36 protein-coding genes are annotated in these 21054 nt (G+C 68.9%); 7 read left to right on the top strand and 29 right to left on the bottom strand.

Going from position 1 to position 21054, the window contains the following annotated elements; genetic code table 11:
- Positions 1-60: 60 nt before the first annotated feature.
- Positions 61-678, bottom strand: a complete 618-nt coding sequence (locus G3576_RS30020; RefSeq protein WP_164698169.1) for a hypothetical protein — start codon at positions 676-678, stop codon at positions 61-63.
- 171 nt (positions 679-849) lie between these two features.
- Between G3576_RS30020 and G3576_RS30015 the strand changes: the two genes are divergently transcribed.
- From G3576_RS30015 to G3576_RS29985, 7 genes are all read left to right on the top strand, one after another.
- Positions 850-1746, top strand: coding sequence for a TauD/TfdA dioxygenase family protein (locus G3576_RS30015; protein WP_164698168.1), 897 nt, complete (start codon positions 850-852; stop codon positions 1744-1746).
- Between the two features lie 38 nt (positions 1747-1784).
- Positions 1785-2759: a tripartite tricarboxylate transporter substrate-binding protein gene (locus G3576_RS30010; protein WP_164698167.1), complete on the top strand. Its 975-nt coding sequence runs from the start codon at positions 1785-1787 to the stop codon at positions 2757-2759.
- Between the two features lie 55 nt (positions 2760-2814).
- Positions 2815-3798, top strand: coding sequence for a Bug family tripartite tricarboxylate transporter substrate binding protein (locus tag G3576_RS30005; protein ID WP_207623108.1), 984 nt, complete (start codon positions 2815-2817; stop codon positions 3796-3798).
- 89 nt (positions 3799-3887) lie between these two features.
- Entirely contained in the window at positions 3888-4757 is an 870-nt protein-coding gene (locus G3576_RS30000) for a DMT family transporter (RefSeq protein ID WP_164698166.1), read from the top strand.
- Complete coding sequence (locus tag G3576_RS29995) at positions 4758-5195, top strand: thiol-disulfide oxidoreductase DCC family protein (protein ID WP_164698165.1); 438 nt, start codon at positions 4758-4760, stop codon at positions 5193-5195. It begins immediately after the preceding gene.
- On the top strand, positions 5192-5710 hold the full coding sequence (locus tag G3576_RS29990; protein WP_164698164.1) for a DUF4166 domain-containing protein: 519 nt from the start codon (positions 5192-5194) through the stop codon (positions 5708-5710). The genes G3576_RS29995 and G3576_RS29990 overlap by 4 nt, the downstream gene beginning before the upstream one ends.
- Positions 5711-5756: 46 nt before the next feature.
- Positions 5757-6458, top strand: coding sequence for a hypothetical protein (locus G3576_RS29985; RefSeq protein WP_164698163.1), 702 nt, complete (start codon positions 5757-5759; stop codon positions 6456-6458).
- Between the two features lie 90 nt (positions 6459-6548).
- On the opposite strand, the gene rplQ is transcribed toward G3576_RS29985, so the two are convergent.
- The 28 genes from rplQ to G3576_RS29845 form a co-directional block, all read right to left on the bottom strand.
- A complete protein-coding gene (rplQ, locus tag G3576_RS29980; RefSeq protein ID WP_164698162.1) occupies positions 6549-6974 on the bottom strand; it encodes a 50S ribosomal protein L17 in 426 nt (141 codons plus the stop codon).
- 30 nt (positions 6975-7004) lie between these two features.
- Entirely contained in the window at positions 7005-8018 is a 1014-nt protein-coding gene (locus tag G3576_RS29975) for a DNA-directed RNA polymerase subunit alpha (RefSeq protein WP_164698161.1), read from the bottom strand.
- A 66-nt stretch (positions 8019-8084) separates the two neighbouring features.
- On the bottom strand, positions 8085-8489 hold the full coding sequence (gene rpsK / locus G3576_RS29970) for a 30S ribosomal protein S11 (RefSeq protein ID WP_164698160.1): 405 nt from the start codon (positions 8487-8489) through the stop codon (positions 8085-8087).
- Position 8490: 1 nt separating this feature from the next.
- Positions 8491-8868, bottom strand: a complete 378-nt coding sequence (gene rpsM / locus G3576_RS29965) for a 30S ribosomal protein S13 (RefSeq protein WP_164698159.1) — start codon at positions 8866-8868, stop codon at positions 8491-8493.
- Positions 8869-9146: 278 nt separating this feature from the next.
- The gene (locus G3576_RS29960) at positions 9147-9800 is read right to left on the bottom strand and encodes an adenylate kinase (protein ID WP_164698158.1); all 654 of its coding nucleotides are present in this window, start codon (positions 9798-9800) and stop codon (positions 9147-9149) included.
- Positions 9797-11164 carry a preprotein translocase subunit SecY gene (gene secY / locus G3576_RS29955; protein ID WP_164698157.1) on the bottom strand — a complete coding sequence of 456 codons (1368 nt, stop codon included), beginning with the start codon at positions 11162-11164 and terminating at the stop codon, positions 9797-9799. The genes G3576_RS29960 and secY overlap by 4 nt, the downstream gene beginning before the upstream one ends.
- A 161-nt stretch (positions 11165-11325) precedes the next feature.
- On the bottom strand, positions 11326-11811 hold the full coding sequence (gene rplO / locus G3576_RS29950; protein ID WP_164698156.1) for a 50S ribosomal protein L15: 486 nt from the start codon (positions 11809-11811) through the stop codon (positions 11326-11328).
- Between the two features lie 4 nt (positions 11812-11815).
- Positions 11816-12004: a 50S ribosomal protein L30 gene (gene rpmD, locus G3576_RS29945; RefSeq protein ID WP_164698155.1), complete on the bottom strand. Its 189-nt coding sequence runs from the start codon at positions 12002-12004 to the stop codon at positions 11816-11818.
- Positions 11997-12638, bottom strand: coding sequence for a 30S ribosomal protein S5 (gene rpsE, locus G3576_RS29940; protein WP_164698154.1), 642 nt, complete (start codon positions 12636-12638; stop codon positions 11997-11999). Before rpsE ends, rpmD begins: the two co-directional genes overlap by 8 nt.
- 11 nt (positions 12639-12649) lie before the next feature.
- On the bottom strand, positions 12650-13015 hold the full coding sequence (gene rplR, locus G3576_RS29935) for a 50S ribosomal protein L18 (RefSeq protein ID WP_164698153.1): 366 nt from the start codon (positions 13013-13015) through the stop codon (positions 12650-12652).
- Positions 13015-13548 (bottom strand): 50S ribosomal protein L6, encoded by a 534-nt coding sequence (gene rplF, locus G3576_RS29930; protein ID WP_164698152.1) that lies wholly within the window; start codon positions 13546-13548, stop codon positions 13015-13017. Before rplF ends, rplR begins: the two co-directional genes overlap by 1 nt.
- 13 nt (positions 13549-13561) lie before the next feature.
- Positions 13562-13960, bottom strand: coding sequence for a 30S ribosomal protein S8 (gene rpsH / locus G3576_RS29925; RefSeq protein ID WP_164698151.1), 399 nt, complete (start codon positions 13958-13960; stop codon positions 13562-13564).
- Positions 13961-13972: 12 nt separating this feature from the next.
- The gene (rpsN, locus tag G3576_RS29920; protein WP_092961069.1) at positions 13973-14278 is read right to left on the bottom strand and encodes a 30S ribosomal protein S14; all 306 of its coding nucleotides are present in this window, start codon (positions 14276-14278) and stop codon (positions 13973-13975) included.
- Between the two features lie 53 nt (positions 14279-14331).
- Complete coding sequence (rplE, locus tag G3576_RS29915) at positions 14332-14865, bottom strand: 50S ribosomal protein L5 (RefSeq protein WP_226382247.1); 534 nt, start codon at positions 14863-14865, stop codon at positions 14332-14334.
- A 155-nt stretch (positions 14866-15020) separates the two neighbouring features.
- A complete protein-coding gene (gene rplX, locus G3576_RS29910) occupies positions 15021-15341 on the bottom strand; it encodes a 50S ribosomal protein L24 (protein ID WP_164698149.1) in 321 nt (106 codons plus the stop codon).
- Positions 15342-15345: 4 nt separating this feature from the next.
- Positions 15346-15714 carry a 50S ribosomal protein L14 gene (gene rplN / locus G3576_RS29905; protein ID WP_164698148.1) on the bottom strand — a complete coding sequence of 123 codons (369 nt, stop codon included), beginning with the start codon at positions 15712-15714 and terminating at the stop codon, positions 15346-15348.
- A gap of 15 nt (positions 15715-15729) precedes the next feature.
- On the bottom strand, positions 15730-16041 hold the full coding sequence (gene rpsQ / locus G3576_RS29900) for a 30S ribosomal protein S17 (RefSeq protein ID WP_164698147.1): 312 nt from the start codon (positions 16039-16041) through the stop codon (positions 15730-15732).
- A 12-nt stretch (positions 16042-16053) separates the two neighbouring features.
- Positions 16054-16269, bottom strand: a complete 216-nt coding sequence (gene rpmC / locus G3576_RS29895) for a 50S ribosomal protein L29 (RefSeq protein WP_164698146.1) — start codon at positions 16267-16269, stop codon at positions 16054-16056.
- Between the two features lies 1 nt (position 16270).
- Positions 16271-16699, bottom strand: a complete 429-nt coding sequence (rplP, locus tag G3576_RS29890; RefSeq protein WP_092961075.1) for a 50S ribosomal protein L16 — start codon at positions 16697-16699, stop codon at positions 16271-16273.
- Between the two features lie 13 nt (positions 16700-16712).
- Positions 16713-17390, bottom strand: coding sequence for a 30S ribosomal protein S3 (rpsC, locus tag G3576_RS29885; RefSeq protein WP_164698145.1), 678 nt, complete (start codon positions 17388-17390; stop codon positions 16713-16715).
- A 1-nt stretch (position 17391) separates the two neighbouring features.
- A complete protein-coding gene (rplV, locus tag G3576_RS29880) occupies positions 17392-17796 on the bottom strand; it encodes a 50S ribosomal protein L22 (RefSeq protein WP_164698144.1) in 405 nt (134 codons plus the stop codon).
- A gap of 1 nt (position 17797) precedes the next feature.
- On the bottom strand, positions 17798-18076 hold the full coding sequence (gene rpsS / locus G3576_RS29875) for a 30S ribosomal protein S19 (protein ID WP_164698143.1): 279 nt from the start codon (positions 18074-18076) through the stop codon (positions 17798-17800).
- A gap of 6 nt (positions 18077-18082) precedes the next feature.
- Positions 18083-18916, bottom strand: coding sequence for a 50S ribosomal protein L2 (gene rplB / locus G3576_RS29870; RefSeq protein WP_164698142.1), 834 nt, complete (start codon positions 18914-18916; stop codon positions 18083-18085).
- Between the two features lie 4 nt (positions 18917-18920).
- On the bottom strand, positions 18921-19217 hold the full coding sequence (locus G3576_RS29865; protein WP_456237359.1) for a 50S ribosomal protein L23: 297 nt from the start codon (positions 19215-19217) through the stop codon (positions 18921-18923).
- A gap of 32 nt (positions 19218-19249) precedes the next feature.
- A complete protein-coding gene (gene rplD, locus G3576_RS29860) occupies positions 19250-19894 on the bottom strand; it encodes a 50S ribosomal protein L4 (RefSeq protein ID WP_164698177.1) in 645 nt (214 codons plus the stop codon).
- A gap of 11 nt (positions 19895-19905) precedes the next feature.
- Positions 19906-20613, bottom strand: a complete 708-nt coding sequence (gene rplC, locus G3576_RS29855) for a 50S ribosomal protein L3 (protein WP_164698140.1) — start codon at positions 20611-20613, stop codon at positions 19906-19908.
- A gap of 22 nt (positions 20614-20635) precedes the next feature.
- The gene (gene rpsJ / locus G3576_RS29850; protein ID WP_092961082.1) at positions 20636-20944 is read right to left on the bottom strand and encodes a 30S ribosomal protein S10; all 309 of its coding nucleotides are present in this window, start codon (positions 20942-20944) and stop codon (positions 20636-20638) included.
- A gap of 33 nt (positions 20945-20977) precedes the next feature.
- The coding region (locus G3576_RS29845; protein WP_207623110.1) for an EF-Tu C-terminal domain-related protein at positions 20978-21054 on the bottom strand (77 nt) is incomplete at its 5' end.

The following is a 21054-nucleotide window of genomic DNA, read 5'->3' as shown; positions in this document are numbered from 1 at the left end:
GGGGATGCGCCGGCCACCGGGCGGGCGACACGGCTGCGTGGCTGGACGCGCGGCTGGCGTTCAGTGCTCCGGCGGCAGAAGGGCCTCCGCCGCGCGCTGCTGAAGCCACTTATTGTCGGGGGATCGCCGTGCCATGGCCAAGGCGGCACGGCGCTGGCGCCAAACGGGCCCGCCCACATACCAGGAGTCGGGAACGACATCCCCGTAGTCGAGGCGGAGGCGCTTCGGCACGTGGGCGGACGCGTCCCAGGCGGCGGCGATTTCCATCTCCTGGATGGCAGGATCGTCGATCTGCGTGTCGTAGGTCGGCCCACCCCGAGCATCTTGGTTGAGCCAGACCGTGGCCGTGCTCGTGAAATGGGGCCATTGCACAAAAGGCCGAGGAACGTCCAAGCCTGGGACAAGCGGCATGACGGCGAGTTTGCGCCAGGCACCGGCGCGCAACGCCGTCCCCACGGTCGCAAGCCAGACGCCGAGACGGCTCATGACCGGGGACGCCAGCGCGTCGGCGGCCGCCGAGACGGTCGTGGCGCGAAACCGGAAGAAGGCAAATTTCTTCCCGGCGCTGACCTGGCCGAAATAGATCCAGTCGTCCTTCCCATCGACCGCGTAGACGGTGCCGAGCTTGAAGGAGGCCCGGTCCGAGGTCGGCGGAAAGGGCAGGTCGCCTTGTGGCACCGATCGAGCTCCATGCCGGGTCGCCGGCCGCGCGGCCGTTCCGGTACTGTAGCAGCAATGCCGCGACGAGGCAGCGCACAAGCGGGCGTGGCTGGACGCGCGCGGCCGCCCGGCGGATCATCCCCACCAGGACCACGGGGCATCACGACCCCGGGCGGAGGAGACCAGGCCATGGGCGCGACCCTGTCGGCGCTGCGCGTGACGCGCTTGCACCCCCTCTTCGTCGCGGAGGTCGAGGGAATCGATCTGCGACAGCCGCTCTCGCCTGAGGACGCGCGGGCGATCGAGGCGGCGATGGACGAGCATGCGGTGCTGGTCTTCCGGGGCCAGGACATCGATGACGACCAGCAGATCCGCTTCATCGAGCATTTCGGCGAGATGGAGGAGAACACCGGCACCATCGACCTGCACAAGCAGCGCCTGAAGCATGCGCGGATGAACGACATCTCCAACCTGGACGAACAGGGCCGGCTGCTGGCGGCGGATGACCGGCGGCGCATGTTCAACCTCGGCAACCGGCTGTGGCACAGCGACAGCAGCTTCAAGCCGACGCCGGCGAAGTATTCGGCGCTGCATGCCCGCGTGATCCCACCGGAGGGCGGCGACACGGAATTCGCCGATATGCGCGCGGCCTGGGATGCGCTGCCGGCCGCGCAGCAGGCGGAGTTGCGGGACCTGGTGGCGGACCACAGCCTGATCTTCTCCCGCGCCACCCTCGGCTTCGAGGCCTTCACGGAGGAGGAGCGCCGAAAATTCGCCCCCGTGCCGCAGCGGCTGGTGCGGCGGCATCCGGGGTCGGGCCGCCTCTCGCTCTTCCTCTCCGCCCATATCGGGCGGCTGCACGGATGGCCGGTGCCGGAGGCGATGTGCCTGGTGCGGGACCTGGCGGAGCACGCGACGCAGCGCGAATTCGTCTATCGCCATCGCTGGCAGCGCCATGACCTGGTGATGTGGGACAATCGCTGCACCATGCACCGCGCCCGCCCCTTCGCGGATACGCGCCACCCCCGAGATATGCGGCGGGTGACGGTGAAGGACTCCGCGCCGACGCTCGACCAGGCGGCGTGAGGAACGGTATTCTCCGCGCCAAATCGCTGGAGGATGCCATGTCGGTTCAACTGGGGCGCCGTGCGGCGCTGGGATTGCTTGCCGCGCCGCTGGTCGCGCGCACGGCCCGCGCGCAATGGACGCCGACGCGCAGCATCCGGATGATCGCGCCCTATCCGCCGGGGGGTGGTGTCGATACGACCTCCCGCCTGCTCGGGGCGCCGATGGGGCAGTTCCTGGGCCAGACCATCGTGGTGGAGAACCGGGCCGGCGCGGGTGGATCGATCGGCGCGGCGGAGGTGGCGCGGAGCGCGCCGGATGGCCACACCATCATGATCGACGCCATGGCGCACACCGTGAACCCGGCGCTGCTGCGGGGGCTGACCTTCGATTACGCCACGGCCTTCACACCGATCAGCCAGGTGGTGGTGCTGCCGCAGTTGCTGGTGGTGAACGCCTCACTGCCGGTGCGGAACCTCCAGGAATTCGTTGCCTATGTGAAGGCGCGGCCGGGGCAGCTTTCCTACGGCTCCTCCGGCAATGCGACGGCGGCGCATCTGGCGGCGGCGCTGTTTGCCGCGCGGGCGGAGCTGGATATCCAGCACGTGCCCTATCGCGGCGGCACGCCGGCGCTGGCGGACCTCATGGGCGGCGCCATCGCCTTCGTCTTCGGCACCGTGTCGTCCTCCGTCCAGCTGGCGCGGGAGGGGCGCATCCGCGCGATCGCCGTCAGCACGGCGCAGCGGATCTCCTCCTTGCCCGATGTGCCGACCGTCGCCGAGCAGGGTTTCCCCGGGTATGAGCTGAACGAGTGGAACGGGCTCTACGCGCCGGCCGGGCTGCCGGGCGCGGTGACGGAGCGGCTGCACGCGGCGGCGCTCCATGCGTTGGCGGATGCCGGCGTGAAGCAGCGGCTGGAGGCGCTGGGGGCGTTTCCGGTCGGCTCCTCGCCCGCCGATTTCGCGCGCTACGTTGCGCAGCAGCGGGAGGCGATGGCGCGGCTGGTGCGGGAGACGCGGATCGAGGTGGGTTGACCGCGGCCGCGCGCGGGCCGATCTCCCGCGCAACGAAAGCCCGGAGAACGCCATCATGCGCCTTTCCCGCCGTGCCCTGCTGGCTGCCAGCGGCAGCTTCGCCCTCGCCTCCCCTGCCATGCTCAATCCCGCTTGGGCGCAGACCGCCTGGCCCAGCCGGTCCATCCGGCTGATCGTCCCCTTCGCCGCCGGCGGCGCGGCGGACAGCGCGGCGCGCGTCATCACGCCGCGCATGGGGGAGCGGCTCGGCCAGGGCTTCGTGGTGGAGAACCGGACGGGCGCGAGCGGCAGCCTCGGCGGGGGTGAGGTCGCGCGGAGCAATGATGGCCACACCTTCCTCTGGGATGCGTCGAGCCACATCGTGAACCCGTCTTTGCTGCGGGGGCTGCCCTTCGACTACGCCACGGCCTTCACGCCGATCTCCCTGGTGGTGGCCTTCCCCTCCGCCGTCGCGGTGAAGAACGACTTCCCGGCGCGCACCCTGGCGGAGTTCGTGGCGGCGGCGAAGGCGCGGCCGGGGGCGGTCACGGTCGGCACGCAGGGCAACGCCACGGCGGGGCATCTCGGCCTGGTGGCGTTTGCGCGGCGGGCGGGGATCGAGGTGGTGCACGTCCCCTATCGCGGCGGATCGGCCGCGGCGCAGGATCTGGCGAGCGGCGCGATCGACGCGGTGTTCACGACGCTGGTCTCGGCCGGGCCGGTGGTGGATGCAGGCCGCGCGCGCTTCCTCGCTGTCGGCACGCTGACGCGGGTGGAAAGCCGGCCGGATGTGCCGACCATCCATGAGAGCGGCTATGAGGGTTTCGACAGCAATGAATGGGCGGGCTTCTTCGGTCCCGCCACGACGCCGCCCGCGGTGGTGCGCCAGCTTTCCGCGGCGCTGACCGAGGCGGTGGCGGAGCCCACCATCCGGCAGCGCCTGGTGCAGATCGGCTGCGTGCCGATGGCAACCAGCCCCGAGGACTTCACGCGCTTCGTCCGCGAGGGGCGCGAGGCGATGGCGACCCTGGTGCGCGAGGCCAATATCCGCGCGGAATAGACCGCGATGCTTTCGCATCCCGGTCCATCCGTGGCTGGAGCGCACGATTCAGACCCTTCGGCGATTCCGCCTCGGGTCATCGAGCGCTGATGGCCGCACGCGACAACATGGCCGGCATCCTGCTGATGTCGGCCGCCGTGCTCGGCTTCTCGCTGAACGACGTGCTCGGCAAATGGCTGATGGCGACCTACTCCGTCAGCCAGGTGCTGGTGCTGCGCTCGATCGCCGCGCTGGCCATCCTCGCGCCCCTGCTGGTGCGCGATGGCGCCGCGCCGCTGCTGCGGCCGAAGCAGCCGGGGCTGCAGGTGATGCGCGTCACCTTCGGCACGGTGGAGGTGGCCTGCTTCTACTGGGCCGTCTCCATGATGCCGCTGGCGGATACCATGGCCTTCTGGATGGCAACGCCGATCTTCGTGGCCGTGGCCTCCGCGATCTTCCTCGGCGAGCATCTGGATCGCTGGCGCTTCGGGGCGGTGGTGCTGGGCTTCGTCGGCGTGATGCTGACGCTGGGTGCGGGGCTCGACAGCGGGTGGAAGCCGATGGCGATCGCGGTCTTCGGGGTGGTCGTCTATTCCGGCTACCTGATGTCGACCCGCGCGCTGCGCGGGACCTCCGCCCGCGTGCTGGCGACCTACCAGATGATCGGTGCGCTGGTCTTTGGCCTGGTGATGGCGCCCTTCACCTGGGTGCCGGTGGCCTGGGTGGATGTGGCGCTGCTGATGTCGCTCGGCGTCGTCGGCGTCGCGGCGCATCTGGCGGTGACGCGGTCCCTGGCGCTGGCGCCGGCGCCGGTCGTCGTGCCCTGGCAATATGCCATGATCCTCTGGGGGATCCTGTTCGGCTGGATCTTCTTCAACGAGGTGCCGGAGCCGCTCATGCTTGTGGGGGCCGCGGTCATCATCGGCGCGGGGTTCTGGCTGACGCGGATGGAGATGCGCGACGCGCGCAGGGGGGCGTGAATGGCGGATCGCTGGGCGCCGAGGCCGGTGCAGGGCATCCCGGACGGGACGGTGCTCTATGACGGGGTCTGCGTGATCTGCTCCGCCGCCTTCCGCTTCGTGGCCGCCCGCGACCCGGAGGCGCGCTTCAGGTTCACGGCGGTGCAGGACCGGCTGGGGGAGCGGATGGCGGGGCTGCTTGGCATCGACGCCAAGTTTCCGGAGAGCAATGCCGTCGTCATCGACGGCATCGCCTACATGAAGTCGGACGCCGCCATCCAGGTGCTGGCGCGCCTGCCGCGCTACGGCTGGGCGCGCCATCTGCGGCACGTGCCGAAGGGGCTGCGGGACTGGGTCTATGACCGGGTGGCGCGCAACCGCTACCGGCTGTTCGGCAAGACCGAGACCTGCATGATCCCCGGGCCTGACTTGCGCCGCCACGTCGCTCGGGAAGAGTGAGCGGGCTGTTCGTCCGCCTGCTGGGCGAGGACGGCTTCGCGCGCCTGCCGGCCGCGGTGCAGCGCCTGCATCAGGGCGGCACCTTCACGGGCGAGGCTGAGGTCGGCGGGCCCGAGGGCTTCGTGGCGCGCGTGGTCGGCTGGCTGGTCGGCTTCCCCGCCCCCGCCGCGGCCGTACCGGTTCGCGTGACCATCGAGCAGGATGCCGATGGCGAGGTGTGGATCCGCGATTTCGGCGGGCGACGCTTCCGCAGCCGCATGGCAATCGGCGCCGCGGGGCTGGAGGAGCGCTTCGGCCCCTTCGCCTTCCGCGTCGCCGTGCCGGCCGACGACACCGGCCTGCGCGTCGTGGTCAGGGGGTGGCGGGTATTCGGCATCCCCCTGCCGCTGGCGCTCGCCCCGCTGGGCGATGCGGTCGAGAGCGAGGACGCGGCCGGGCGCTTCCGCTTCGATGTGGCGGTAGGGTTGCCGCTCGGGATGGGGCAGGTGGTGCGGTATCGCGGGTGGCTGGTGTAACCGGCGTGGCGGCCCCTAAGCTCTGTGCCTCGGCGGAGACGTGACGATGCGGCGTATCCTGTGGGCCTCGGTTATCGCTGCCGCCCTGCCGGGGCTCGCACAGGCCGCCTGCCCCCTGGGCGCAGCACCCCCGCCAAGCCTGACCGTCACCGCCGACCGCGCCACGCCCTCGGAAGAGAGGGAACCGATCGAGTTCCCGGCCACCATCCAGCGGGTGATCGATGTGGCGCTCTGGTCCACGCCGGTCACGGTCAATCCAAGCCTCCTTGTCACCGTGGCGCGCGAACCCGCCGATACCGCCACGCCGGGCTGCTGGCGCATCGGCGCCGTCACCATCCATTACCGCGTCGTCCAGGCCCGCCTGGTCGTCGCTGCGGGGCTCGAGCCCGATAGCTGCCTGGAGCGCGGCGTGCGCGCCGGCGCCCGCGCCACCCTTTCCACGACGCTCGACCTGATGCAGCAGATCACCCGCCGCGCCGCGGACCAGCTGGCGGCGGAGACCAGCCATTTCGGCTGGGTGGTGGCAAAGGACGAAGCGGAGGCGGATGGCCAGGCCGAGGTCTGGCTGCGTGCCAATGTCGCGCGCTACGCGCCAACCCTGCTTTCCGCCATCACCAGCGCCGGCGAGGCGGCGTCGCGGGTCGGCCTCGCGGTGGCCCGTCACCTCTGCCCAAGCTACCTGCAGGATGCTGGCGAGTTCGTCCTCCGGGAGGCGGACCGCCGCGGCCTCCCGCGCCCGACGCTGTAGGCGCGCTCCTGCTCTGCAGCCGCTGACGACCGGCCACGAAAAAGGGCGCCTCGCGGCGCCCTTCCCGTATCCCGTCAATGCCGAAGCGGCTTACGCCGCGTCGGCCTCGCTCTCCACCTGCTCCGGCACCGGGCCGCTGTCGAGGCCCTTGGCGGAGGGGTCGCGGTCGATCAGCTCGATGATCGCCATGTCGGCCGCGTCGCCGTAGCGCATGCCGGCCTTCAGGACGCGGGTGTAGCCACCGGCGCGGGTCTTGTAGCGCTCCGCGATGGTGGTGAAGAGCTTGTCCACCACCTTCGGGTCCCGCACCTGGGCATAGGCCTGGCGGCGGGCATGGAGGTCGCCGCGCTTGCCGAGCGTGATGATGCGCTCGACATAGGGGCGAAGCTCCTTCGCCTTCGGCAGCGTGGTGCTGATCTGTTCGTGCTTCAGCAGCGCGGTCGCCATGCTGCGGAGCATGGCAACGCGGTGGCTGGAGGTGACGCCGAGCTTACGGCCGGCAACGCCGTGACGCATGGTCCTGTTTCCTTACTTCCCGGGGCGCCCTCAGAAGGGCTCCTCGAGCTTCTTCGCGAGGTCCTCGATGTTCTCGGGCGGCCAGCCCGGGACGGTGAGCCCCAGGCCGAGACCCATGGAGGCGAGGACCTCCTTGATCTCGTTCAACGACTTGCGGCCGAAATTCGGAGTGCGGAGCATTTCCTGCTCCGTCTTCTGCACCAGGTCGCCGATATAGACGATGTTGTCGTTCTTCAGGCAGTTCGCCGAACGGACCGACAGCTCCAGCTCGTCCACCTTGCGCAGCAGGTTGCGGTTGAAGGGGAGATCGTCGCGGATCTCCTCCACCACGCGCTGGCGCGGCTCCTCGAAGTTGATGAAGAGCTGCAGCTGCTCCTGCAGGATGCGGGCGGCGATGCCGACCGCGTCCTCGGGGGAGACGGTGCCGTCGGTCTCGACCGTCAGGACCAGCTTGTCATAGTCGGTCTTCTGGCCGACGCGGGTCGGCTGGACCTGATAGGCCACGCGGCGGACCGGCGAGTAGATGGCATCGATCGGGATCAGGCCGATCGGGGCGTCCTCGGGCCGGTTCTCGCTGGCCGGGACGTAGCCCTTGCCGGTGTCCACGGTGAGTTCCATGGACAGGCGCGCGCCATCGTCGAGCGAGCAGATCACCAGCTCGGGGTTCGAGATCTCGATGTCACCGGTCGTCTGGATCTGGCCGGCGGTCACCTCGCCGGGACCGGTCGCGGTCAGCTGCAGGCGCTTCGGGCCATCGCCCTGCATGCGCACGGCCAGCTGCTTCACGTTCAGGACGATGTCCGTCACGTCCTCCCGCACACCCTGGAGGCTGCTGAATTCATGCAGCGCGCCATCGATGCGGATGGCCGTCACGGCCGCGCCCTGGAGGGACGACAGCAGGATGCGGCGCAGCGCGTTGCCAAGCGTCATGCCGAAGCCGCGCTCCAGCGGCTCCGCCACGATCGTCGCCACGCGGGTCGGATCGGACCCGAGCTCGACGTCCTTCTTGGTCTCGATCAGCGAACGCCAGTTCTTCTCGATCACGGTCTTTTCCCTTGCCCGGCCCGAAGGGGCGCGCCTGCGATCAGGCGCGCCGCGGCAGCTGCGTCCTCAGACGCGGCGGCGCTTCCGGGGGCGGCAGCCATTGTGCGGGATGGGCGTCACGTCCCGGATCGCGGTGACGTAGAAGCCCACGGCCTGCAGCGCGCGCAGCGCGGATTCACGACCCGAGCCCGGGCCGGAGACCTGGATCTCCAGCGTCTCCATGCCGTGCTCGCGGGCCTTCTTGCCGGCGTCCTCGGCGGCGACCTGGGCGGCATAGGGCGTGCTCTTGCGGCTGCCCTTGAAGCCCTGGCTGCCGGAGGACGACCAGGCGATGGCATTGCCCTGCGCGTCGGTGATGGTCACGACGGTGTTGTTGAAGGACGCCAGCACATGGGCGACGCCGGAAGAGATGTTCTTCCGTTCCTTCTTGCGCGGCCGATTGCCGGCGCCGGCGCGGGGTTCGCGGGCCATCTTACTTCGTCACCTTCTTCTTGCCGGCGATCGCGACCGCCTTGCCCTTGCGGGTGCGCGCATTGGTGTGCGTGCGCTGGCCGCGGACGGGAAGCCCCTTGCGATGGCGCAGGCCGCGGTAGCAGGCCATGTCCATCAGGCGCTTCTTGTTCATCGCCTCTTCACGCCGGAGGTCACCCTCGACGCGGTATTCACGGTCGATCAGCTCGCGGATCTTGAGGATCTCGTCATCCGTCAGCTGGTTCACCCGGCGGTCCTCGGGGATGCCGAGCTGGTCGCAGATGACCTTGGCGTTGGACGGGCCGATGCCAAAGATATAGCGGAGCGAGATGAGCACCCGCTTGTTGGTTGGGATGTTCACGCCGGCGATGCGCGCCACGGTGCCTCTCTCCTCATCGGGCCGGAGCCCGCTTCTCAAAACATCGGGCACGCGGCCCGTTGGAACCCAAATCCCCATCCTGCGATGGGGGACGATCACACCGGGCCGGCGGGCCCGAACTCTTCAAACCGGACCGCCGGGGCGGTGGAGCGCGCTGGCCGGGACCGGCGCGACCGTCTTGGTCCAAGTTTGCAACGGCAAAGAGCGGCCGGGGTGAACCCCGGACCGCAGGCGCGGGGGGTTACACCGGCGCCGCCGGGGGAGTCAAGCGGTCGTGCTCAACCCGCCTTTTCCAGCACCGCGGCGATCTGCCGCGTCACCTCATCCATCTCCGCCATGCCATCGACCTGGCGGAGCTTCCCCTGCGCCGCGTAGTGCGGCAGCAGCGGCGCCGTCTGACGGTGATAGGCATCGAGCCGCGCGGCCACCGTCTCCGCCTTGTCGTCGGCCCGGCGGGTGAATTCCGTGCCCCCGCAGGCGTCGCAGACGCCAGGCTGGGACGGCTGCTTGAACCGGTCGTGGTAGCCCTCCCCGCACTTCGCGCAGGTGAAGCGGCCGGCGATCCGGTCGACCAGCGCCGCGTCATCGACCTTCAGCTCGATCACCTGGTCGAGCGGCATGGCCTTCTCGGCCAGCATGCGATCCAGCGACTCGGCCTGCGGCACGGTGCGGGGGAAGCCGTCCAGGATGAAGCCCTTCGCGGCATCGGGGCGGGAGACGCGGGCCGCGAGCATGGCGGTGATGATGGCGTCCGGAACCAGGTCGCCCCGCTCCATGATCGCCTTGGCCTCAAGCCCGATCGGCGTGCCGCCCTTGACCTCGGCCCGCAGCATGTCGCCGGTCGAGATCTGGGAGATGCCGAACCGCTCCTCCAGCCGCTTGGCCTGGGTCCCCTTCCCGGCGCCTGGCGGCCCCAGCAGGATCAGCCTCATCGTCCACGTCCCCCCGGTTGCGTGCCGCGGCCGCCAAGCCGGGCCTTCTTGATGAGCCCCTCATACTGGTGGGCGAAGAGATGCGACTGCACCTGCGCCACCGTGTCCATGGTGACCGAGACGATGATCAGCAGGGAGGTGCCGCCGAAGTAGAAGGGAACGCCGTAATTCGCGATCAGCAGTTCCGGCAGCAGGCAGACGATCGAGAGGTAGATGGCGCCCACCGCCGTCAGCCGCGTCAGCACCCGGTCGAAATATTGCGCCGTCGGCTGGCCCGGCCGGATGCCCGGGACGAAGCCGCCATACTTGCGGAGGTTGTCCGCCGTCTCCTGCGGGTTGAAGACCACGGCCGTGTAGAAGAAGGCGAAGAAGACGATCAGCGCCAGGTAGAGCGCCATGTAGAGCGGCTGCCCATGCGCCAGCAGGTTCGTGACGTCCGTCAGCCACGAGTCGCTCGCCCGGTCGGTCTGGAAGGCCGCGAAGGTGGCGGGCAGCAACAGGAGGGAGGAGGCGAAGATCGGCGGCATGACGCCGGCGGTGTTCAGCTTCAGCGGCAGGTGCGTATTCTCCCCGCCGAACATCCGGTTGCCGACCTGGCGCTTCGGATACTGCACCGGGATGCGGCGCTGCGCCCGCTCCACGAAGACGACGAAGGCGATGACCGCCAGCGCGACCAGCAGGAAGAAGATGATGAAGAAGGTGGAGAGCGCGCCGGTGCGGCCGAGCTCCAGCGTGCTGGCCAGCGCGGAAGGCAGGTTTGCCACGATGCCGGCAAAGATGATGAGGCTGATGCCGTTGCCGACGCCGCGCGCGGTGATCTGCTCGCCCAGCCACATCAGGAACATGGTGCCGCCGACCAGCGTGATGACGCAGGCGATGCGGAAGAACCAGCCGGGATCATGCACGGCCGCGCCGAAGCTGCCACGCAGCGACTCGAGGCCGACCGCGATGCCATAGGCCTGGAAGATCGCGATCACCAGCGTCAGGTAGCGAGTGTACTGGTTGAGCTTCTTCCGCCCCGACTCGCCTTCCTTCTTCAGCGCCTCCCAGCTGGGAATCGCCGCCGTCATCAGCTGCACGATGATGGAGGCCGAGATGTAGGGCATGATGTTCAGGGCGAAGATCGTCATGCGCCCCAGCGATCCGCCGGTGAACATGTCGAACATGCCGAGGATCCCGCCGCCCATCTGCTGCAGGAGTTCCCCCATCACCGCGGCATCGATGCCGGGCACCGGCACATAGGAGCCGATCCGGTAGACCAGCAGCGCACCCAGCGTGAACCAGAGCCGGTTCTTCAGCTCCGTCGCCTTGGCGAGCACGCCCAGGTTCAGATTGGCCGCAAGCTGTTCGGCGGCGGACGCCATACGCGATCCCTCCTCACGGCAACGGCGCCACCAAGGTCCGCCACATGGCCGACCCGGGACGCCGTTCCGCAACCCCCATCAATGTGCGGCCCCGCCCCCGCGGGTGCAAGGGCCACACGGTATCACCCGCCACGCGACCTGGCGCGCGCCGGGCCATCCAATCAGCCTTCGGCCGCCGCCTCGGCGCCGAGGACGGTCACCTTGCCACCCTTGGCCTCGACCGCCGCGACGGCGGCAGCGGAGGCACCGGAGACGGTGATCGTCACGGCGCGGGTGATCTCACCCGTGCCGAGCAGGCGAACGCCGGCATACTTCGGCGAGGAGCGGACGACGCCCGCCGCCTGCAGCATCGCCTCGTCGATCACCCCTTCGGCCGGCAGGCGGCCATCGGCGATCGCCTTCTCCAGCGAACCCAGGTTCAGCGGCGCATAGACCTTGCGGAAGGGGTTCACGAAGCCCCGCTTCGGCAGGCGGCGATAGATCGGGAGCTGGCCGCCCTCGAACCCATTCAGCCGCACGCCGGTGCGTGCCTTCTGACCCTTCACGCCGCGGCCGGAAGTCTTGCCCTTGCCGGAGCCGATGCCGCGGCCGACGCGCTTGAACTTCGGGCGGGCGCCCTCGTTGTCGCGGATCTCGTTCAGCTTCATCGGATCAGCCCTCCACCTTCACCAGGTGCGCGACCTTGCGGATCATCCCACGCACGGCGGGGGTGTCCTCGAGCTCGCTCGACCGACGGATCTTGTTCAGCCCGAGCCCGATCAGCGTCTCACGCTGGCCAGGCTTGCGACCGATCGGCGACCCGGTCTGGGTCACCTTCACGGTCTTCTTGCTCTCAGACATTCGCGCCCTCCGCCGCGGCGCCATCGGCCGCCGCGTCCTTGCGCGGGCCCAGCAGGTCGGAGACCTTCTTGCCACGCCGCGCCGCGACCGCCCGCGGGCTGGTGCACTTGCCCAGCGCGGCGAAGGTCGCCTTGACCATGTTGTGCGGGTTCGTCGTGCCCGTGCACTTGGCGACGACGTCGCCCATGCCCAGCGTCTCGAACACCGCGCGCATCGGACCGCCGGCGATGATGCCGGTACCGGCGGGCGCCGCGCGCAGGATCACGCGACCCGCGCCGAACTCGCCGATCTGGTCGTGATGCAGGGTGCGACCCTCGCGCATCGGCACGCGGATCATGCCGCGCTTGGCACGCTCCGTCGCCTTGCGGATCGCCTCCGGCACCTCGCGCGCCTTGCCGGCGCCCCAGCCAACGCGGCCCTTCTGGTCACCCACCACGACCAGGGCGGCGAAGCTGAAGCGGCGACCGCCCTTCACCACCTTGGCCACGCGGTTGATCGTGACCAGCTTGTCCTTCAGCTCGTCGCCGTCCTGGCGCTCCTGCCGGTTCTCGTTGTTCCGATCCCGACCCCGGCCGCGACGGCGATCACCGCCCTCGCCGCCACCTTCGCCGCCGCTCCGCGGTTCCCGTGCCATACCCGAACTCCTCAGAACGACAGGCCGCCCTCGCGGGCAGCCTCCGCGAGCGCCTTGACCCGGCCGTGGTAGATATAGGGCCCACGGTCGAACACCACCTCGGTCACGCCGGCGGCGAGCGCGCGCTCCGCCACCAGCTTGCCCACCGCCGTCGCCGCGTCGCGGTCGGCGCCGGTCTTCAGCTCCTCGCGCATCGCCTTCTCGAGGGAGGACGCGGCAGCGACCGTGCGGCCCTGCTTGTCGTCGATCACCTGGGCGTAGATGTGCTTGCCGGAGCGGAAGACGGACAGCCGCGGGCGGCCGCCGGACTTCTGCTTGAGCTGGTAGCGCAGCCGGGACCGGCGGCGCTCCGTCAGTGCGAGCTTCTTGTCGGCCATTACTTCTTCTTACCCTCCTTCCGGAGGATCACCTCGTCCGTGTACCGGACGCCCTTGCCCTTGTAGGGCTCGGGGCCGCGATACGCGCGGATCTCCGCCGCAACCTGACCGACCTGGCGCTTGTCAGCGCCTTCCACCTTGATGGAGGTCGGCTTCTCGCAGGTGATCTTGATGCCGGCCGGGATCGCGTACTTGATCTCGTGGCTGTAGCCGAGGGCCAGGACCAGGTCCTTGCCCTGCACCGCAGCGCGATAGCCGGTACCGGTGATCTCCATGTTCTTCGTGAAGCCCGTGGAGACGCCCGTCACCATGCTCTGGATCAGGCTGCGGGTCGTGCCCCACATGGTGCGGGCCCGACGGTCCTCGCCACGCGGCGCGACGGCGACCGTGCCGCCATCGATCGTGACGTCGACCTCGTCCGTCAGGTCGAGCTTGAGCTCGCCATTCTTGCCCTTGGCGACCACGGTGCGGCCCTGCAGCGCCACCTGGACGCCGGCAGGAACGGGAACCGGATACTTTCCGACGCGAGACATATCTTCCCTCCCGTCAGAACACGCGGCAGAGGACTTCGCCGCCAACATTGGCGGTGCGAGCCTCATTGTCGCTCATCACGCCCTTCGGCGTGGACAGGATCGAGATGCCGAGGCCGGAGTAGAACTTCGGCAGCTCCGCGATCTTGGAATAGACGCGGCGGCCGGGCTTCGACACGCGCGCGATCTCCTTGATGGCGGGCTCGCCCTCGGAATACTTCAGCTCGATGCTGATCACCTTCACGCCGGCGCGGACCTGTTCGGTCGACCAGCCGCGAATGTAACCCTCGCGCTTCAGGACCTCGAGCACGTTCTCACGCAGCTTGGAGGCAGGCGCCACGCAGCGGCTCTGCCGCGCGCGCTGCGCATTGCGGATGCGGGTGAGCAGGTCACCCAGCGGATCGGACAGCGACATACGCGGCCCTCCTTACCAGCTCGCCTTGACCAGGCCGGGGATCTGGCCGGTATTGGCCATCTCCCGCAGCTGGTTCCGGCAGAGCTTGAACTTGCGGTAGTTGCCGCGGGGACGACCGGTCAGCTCGCAACGAAGGCGAACACGGTTCTTCGCACCGTTGCGGGGGAGCTGCGCGAGCTTCAGCGTCGCCTCGAAGCGGTCTTCCACCGGCAGCGTCCGGTCCATCACGATGCCCTTCAGGGCAGCGCGCTTCCCGGCGTGCAGCTTCGACAGCTTCTCACGACGCTTGTTCTTCTCGACAGACGAGGTCTTGGCCATGCCGTCTTAAACCCTCCGGAACCTGCCGGGCCGTGCCCGGCGGTTTTCCAAAATCAGTTGGCGAAAGGAAGCTCGAAGGCCTTCAGCAGGGCCTTCGCTTCCTTGTCGGTCTTCGCGGTCGTCACGAACTGGATGTCCATGCCGCGGATCGTGTCCACCTTGTCGTAGTTGATCTCGGGGAACACGATCTGCTCCTTCAGGCCCATGGCGTAGTTGCCACGGCCGTCGAAGCCCCGATTACCAGGAATCCCACGGAAGTCACGCACCCGGGGGAGCGCAATCGTCACGAGGCGGTCCAGGAATTCGTACATCCGGGCCTTGCGCAGCGTGACCTTGCAGCCGATCGCCTGGCCTTCGCGGATCTTGAAGCCCGCGATGGCCTTGCGCGCCTTGGTCTTGACCGGCTTCTGGCCGGCGATCGCCATCAGGTCGGACACGGCGGCATCGAGCTTCTTCTGGTCGCCCGCGGCCTCGCCCACGCCCATGTTGATGACGATCTTCTCGAGCTTCGGAACCTGCATCGGGTTCGCGTAGCCGAATTCGTCGGACAGGCGCTTGATCACCACCTCGTCGTAGAACTTCCGCAGGCGCGGAAGCCCTTCCGGGGAGGCAGCGGCCGGGCCGGCCTTGGCGACGGCCGCGGCCTGCGCCGGGGCGACGCGCTGCTCGCCCTTGGCGGGCGCGCCGGCGGCCGGCTTCTTCGCGGCGGGCTTGGAGCCCTTGCCGCCCTTCTTCGAATCGCTCATCGGTCGATCACCTCGCCGGAGGCCTTGGCCACGCGAACCTTGCGGCCATCCTCAAGCACCTTGAAGCCGACGCGCGTGGGCTTGTCGGACTTCGGGTCGAGCAACGCCAGGTTGGAGAGGTCGATCGGACCCTCCTTCTCGACGATGCCACCCGGACGGCCCATGCCCTGCGGCTTCTGGTGCTTCTTCACCATGTTCACGCCCTGCACGAAGGCGCGGTTCTCCTCGGGCACCACGCGGATGACGTCACCGCGCTTGCCCTTGTCGCGACCGGCCAGGACCTGGACCCGGTCGCCCTTCTTGATCTTCGCAGCCATGGCCTTACAGGACCTCCGGCGCCAGCGAGATGATCTTCATGAACTTCTTGCCGCGCAATTCGCGCACGACCGGTCCGAAGATGCGGGTGCCGATCGGCTCGCCCTGCTTGTTGATCAGCACGGCGGCGTTGTTGTCGAAGCGGATCGCGGAACCGTCGATGCGCCGCACGGGATAGGCCGTGCGGACGATGACGGCGCGATGCACCTCACCCTTCTTCACCTTGGCGCGCGGGATCGCTTCCTTGATGGAAACGACGATCACGTCGCCGACGGACGCCGTCTTCCGCTTGGAGCCGCCCAGCACCTTGATGCACTGGACACGGCGCGCACCGGAATTGTCGGCGACGTCGAGGTTGGATTCGACCTGGATCATGTCCTGCTCCCGGCCTCAGACCGCGGCCGCCTGGGTGGCGGGCGTGTCGGCCACGACGGGCGCCGAGAAGCCTTCCGGCCGCTCCACCGCCTCACCGTTCCGCACCACCACCAGCCAGCTCTTGGTCTTGCTGATCGGGCGGCACTCCTCGATCGACACGACATCGCCTTCCTTGCACAGGTTGGCTTCGTCATGCGCGGCATACTTCTTCGAGCGCCGGATGAACTTCTTGTAGAGCGGATGCATCACGCGACGCTCGACAAGGACGGTCACCGTCTTGTCGGTCTTGTCGCTGACCACCCGGCCCGTGAGGACGCGCCTCGGCATCGTCCGGCCCCCTTAAGCTTGCTTCGCCGCAGCGCGGGTGCGCTCGGCCATGATCGTCTTCACCCGGGCGATGTCGCGCCGCACCTGCTTGATGCGGCCCGTCGCCTCGAGCTGGCCGGTCGCCCGCTGGAAGCGCAGGTTGAACTGCTCCTTCCGAAGGCCCACCAGCATCTCCTGCAGCTCGTCCGGGGACTTCGCCCGGACGTCCGCGATCTTGGTCTCAGCCATCTCAGGCCTCCGCCGGCGAAGCGCCGAGGCGCGTCACGATCTTCGTCTTGATCGGCAGCTTCGCCGCACCGAGCGCGAGAGCCTCGCGCGCGATGTCGTTGGAAACGCCGTCCAGCTCGAACATGATGCGGCCGGGCTTCACCCGCGCCACCCAGTATTCAGGCGCGCCCTTGCCCGAGCCCATTCGGACTTCGGCAGGCTTGGTCGAGACCGGCACATCCGGGAAGATGCGGATCCAGACGCGGCCCTGGCGCTTCATCGCACGCGTGATCGCGCGGCGGGCCGCCTCGATCTGACGCGCCGTCACCCGCTCGGGCTCCAGCGCCTTCAGGCCGAAACCGCCGAAGGTCAGCGTGAAGCCGCCCTTGGCGACGCCCTTGATGCGGCCCTTGTGGGCCTTTCGATACGTAGTCCGCTTCGGCTGCAGCATGTCACATTATTCCTCAGCGCTGCGGCGCCTGTTCCGCGGCGCGCTTGTCCTGCGCCATCGGATCGTGGGCCATCACCTCGCCCTTGAAGATCCACACCTTCACACCGCAGGTGCCGTAGGTGGTCTTCGCCGTCGCGGTACCGAAATCGATGTCGGCGCGGAGGGTGTGCAGGGGCACGCGGCCCTCGCGGTACCACTCCATGCGCGCGATCTCCGCCCCGCCCAGACGGCCGGAGCAGTTGATGCGGATGCCGCCGGCACCGAGGCGCATGGCGGACTGCACGGCGCGCTTCATCGCGCGGCGGAAGGCCACGCGGCGCTCCAGCTGCTGCGCGATGCTCTCGGCGACCAGCGTGCTGTCGATCTCCGGCTTGCGGATCTCGACGATGTTCAGCGAGACCTCGGCCCCGGCCATCTTCGCCAGGTCCTTGCGCAGGTTCTCGATGTCGGCGCCCTTCTTGCCGATCACGACGCCCGGGCGGGCGGCGTGGATCGTCACGCGGGGCTTCTTCGCCGGACGCTCGATCACCACGCGGGAGACGCCGGCGCCCTTCAGGCGGTCGCGCAGCGTCTTCCGGAGCTTCAGGTCCTCATGCAGCATCCGCGAATAGTCAGCGCTGGCGAACCAGCGGCTGTCCCAGGTGCGGTTGATGCCGAGCCGAAGCCCGATCGGATTGACTTTGTGACCCATGTTACGCGGCCTCCTGCTGTGCCGCCGGCGCCTGCACCGTCTGCTCGGCCACCACGATCTTGAGATGGCTGAACCACTTCTCGACGCGCGCCGAACGGCCACGGCCGCGGGCGTGGAAGCGCTTCATGACGACGGCGCGACCAACCTCGGCCTTGGTGACGACCAGGCGGTCGACATCCAGGCTGTGGTTGTTCTCGGCGTTCGCGATCGCGCTCTCCAGCGTCTTGCGGACGGTCTGCGCAATGCGGCGCTTGGAGAAGGTTAGCGTCGCGACGGCGTCCTGCGCCGTGCGGCCGCGGATCAGCCCCGCCACCAGGTTCAGCTTGCGCGGGCTGACACGAATGTTCTTCGTGATCGCCTGCGCCTCGGTCTCCTCGAGACCGCGCTCGTGCTTCGGCTTGCTCATGTCAGCCCCGCTTGGCCTTCTTGTCGGCCGAGTGGCCGGTGAAGGTCCGCGTCGGCGAGAACTCGCCGAACTTGTGGCCCACCATGTTCTCGTTCACCTGCACCGGGATGAACTTCTTCCCGTTGTAGACGCCGAAGGTCAGGCCGACGAACTGCGGCAGGATCGTGCTGCGGCGGGTCCAGATCTTGATGATCTCGTTCCGCCCCGAACCACGGGCCGCCTCTGCCTTGTTGAGCAGGTAGCCGTCGACGAACGGCCCCTTCCAGACGCTGCGCGACATCGCCGATCAGCCCTTCGTCGCGTTACGGCGCCGGACGATGAGCCGGTCCGTGCGCTTGTTGTTGCGGGTCTTGGCACCCTTGGTGGGCTTGCCCCACGGGGTGACCGGGTGGCGACCGCCGGAGGTCCGGCCTTCACCACCACCATGCGGGTGGTCGACCGGGTTCATGACGACGCCGCGGTTGTGCGGGCGGAAGCCCATCCACCGCATGCGGCCGGCCTTGCCGATCTGCTGGTTGCTGTTGTCCGGGTTGGACACGGCGCCGATCGTCGCGATGCACTCGGAGCGCACCAGGCGGAGCTCCCCGGACATCAGCTTGACCTGCGCGTAGCCCGCATCCTTGCCGACGAGCTGGCAGTAGGTACCGGCGGCGCGCGCCACCTTGGCACCGGCGCCCGGCTTCATCTCCACGCAATGCACGATCGTGCCCACGGGGATGTTGGCCAGGGGCATGGCATTGCCCGGCTTGATGTCAGCGCGCTCGCTCGCGATCACCGTGTCGCCCGCCTTCAGGCGCTGCGGCGCGATGATGTAGGCGAGTTCGCCATCGGCGTACTTCAGCAGCGCGATCCAGGCCGACCGGTTGGGGTCGTATTCCAGGCGCTCCACCGTCGCGGCCACGTCGAACTTGCGGCGCTTGAAGTCCACGATGCGGTAGGACTGCTTGTGTCCGCCGCCCCGGAACCGGACCGTCGTGCGGCCGAGGTTGTTGCGGCCGCCGGAATGCGGCTTGCCCTCGGTCAGGCCCTTGACCGGCTTGCCCTTCCACAGCTCCGAGCGGTCAACGAGGACCGTGCCGCGAAGCGAGGGGGTGACCGGGTTGAAGTTCTTCAGTGCCATGGCGTCACGCAAGCCCCGTCGTGAGGTCGATGGTCTGGCCCGCCTGGAGCGTCACCACCGCCTTCTTCCAATCGGAACGCTGGCCGGGACGGCCGCGGAACCGCTTGGTCTTGCCCTTCATGACCAGCGTGTTCACCGCCTCGACCTTGACGTTGAACAGCTTCTCGACCGCCGCCCGGATCTCGGGCTTGGTCGCGTCCTGCGTCACCTTGAAGGTGACCTGGCTCGCCTCGTTCAGGCGCGTGGCCTTCTCGGTCACGACCGGGGCCAGGATCACCTGGTAGACGCGCTCGGCGGACAGCACGGGGCCGCGCGCCTTGGTTGCGGTCTCGCTCATTCGGCGGACTCCTTGTCCGTGCCGTTCAGGCGCGCCGACAGGGCCTCCACGCCGGCGCGCGTCACCGCGAGCACGTCATGGTTCAGGATGTCGTACACATTGGCGCCGACCGTCGGCATCACCTGCACCTTCGGGATGTTGCGGGTGATGCGGGCGAAACCCTCATCCACCGTCGCATCCACAACCAGGGCGCTGGTCCAGCCGAGCTTCTTCAGCTGGGCGGCAAGCGCCGCGGTCTTCGCACCCTCACCGGCCGCGGCGGCATCGAGCACCACCAGCTTGCCGGCCGCCTGCTTGGCGGACAGCGCGCTGATCAGGCCGAGCCGACGGACCTTCTTGTTCAGGCTGTATTCGTGGCTGCGCACGACCGGGCCATGCACGACGCCGCCCTTGCGGTACTGCGGCGCACGGAGCGAGCCCTGACGGGCGTTACCCGTGCCCTTCTGCCGGTACGGCTTCTTGGTCGTGCCGGAGACCTCGCCCATGCCCTTGGCCTTGTGGGTGCCGGCGCGGCGCTTGGCCAGCTGCCAGTGGACCACGCGGGCCATGATGTCGGCGCGCGGCGCGGCGCCGAACAGCGCCTCCGGCAGCTCGATCTCGCCCGCGGGGGCGTTGTCGAGCGTGATGACGGGAACCTGGATCGCCATGGTGATTACCCCTGCGCCCCGGCTTCGGCCGCCAGACCGGCGGGGAACGGCGCCTCGGCCGGGCGGGCGCGCTTCACCGCGTCCTTCACCAGCACGTAGCTGCCCGTGGCACCCGGGATCGCGCCCTTGACCAGCAGCAGGCCGCGCTCCGCGTCGTGACCGGCAACCACCAAATTCTGGGTGGTCACGCGCTCGACGCCGAGATGACCGGCCATCTTCTTGTTCTTGAAGGTCTTGCCCGGATCCTGGCGGTTGCCGGTGGAGCCGTGCGAGCGGTGGCTGATCGACACGCCGTGAGAGGCTTCGAGGCCCGAGAAGTTCCAGCGCTTCATGGCGCCGGCAAAACCCTTGCCCTTGGTCACGCCGGTGACGTCGACCTTCTGGCCCTTCACGAAATGCTCGACCGAGAGCTTCGCGCCCGGCGCCAGCACCGCGTCGTCGGCGACGCGGAACTCCACCGTCTTGCGCGGCGCCTCGACGCCAGCCTTGGCGAAGTGACCCTTCTGCGGCTTCGTCACGTTCTTCGGCTTCGCGCGGCCGATACCGACCTGGAGGGCGACGTAGCCATCCTTCTCGGCCGTGCGCTGCGCGACCACCCGCACCTCATCGAGGTGCAGGACGGTGACGGGGACGGTCGAGCCGTCCTCATTGAACAGCCGGGTCATCCCCAGCTTGCGGGCGATCAGCCCGGTGCGACCCACTTGGGCGGGCATGGTCCTGGTCCTCTCCCGCCGCTCAGAGCTTGATCTCGACGTCCACGCCCGAGGCGAGGTCGAGCTTCATCAGCGCGTCCACGGTCTGCGGGGTGGGGTCGACGATGTCGAGCAGGCGACGGTGCGTGCGGATCTCGAACTGCTCGCGCGACTTCTTATCGACGTGCGGCGAACGGTTGACGGTGAAACGCTCGATCTGCGTCGGCAGCGGGATGGGCCCGCGCACCCGCGCACCCGTCCGCTTGGCCGTGTTGACGATCTCCCGCGTGCTGCCATCGAGCACGCGGTGATCGAACGCCTTGAGGCGAATGCGGATGTTCTGGCTGTCCATGGCGCTCTGGCCCGTGTCCCTTCGCGTCGCCGCTTACTTGACGATCTGGGCGACGACGCCGGCGCCGACGGTGCGGCCGCCTTCGCGGATCGCGAAGCGCAGGCCCTGGT

Origin of the sequence: Falsiroseomonas algicola, from assembly GCF_011040385.1 — a bacterium.
Lineage (GTDB): Bacteria > Pseudomonadota > Alphaproteobacteria > Acetobacterales > Acetobacteraceae > Falsiroseomonas > Falsiroseomonas algicola.
Note: the sequence above shows the minus strand (reverse complement) of the source record. Positions and strands in the feature narration are given on the sequence as shown.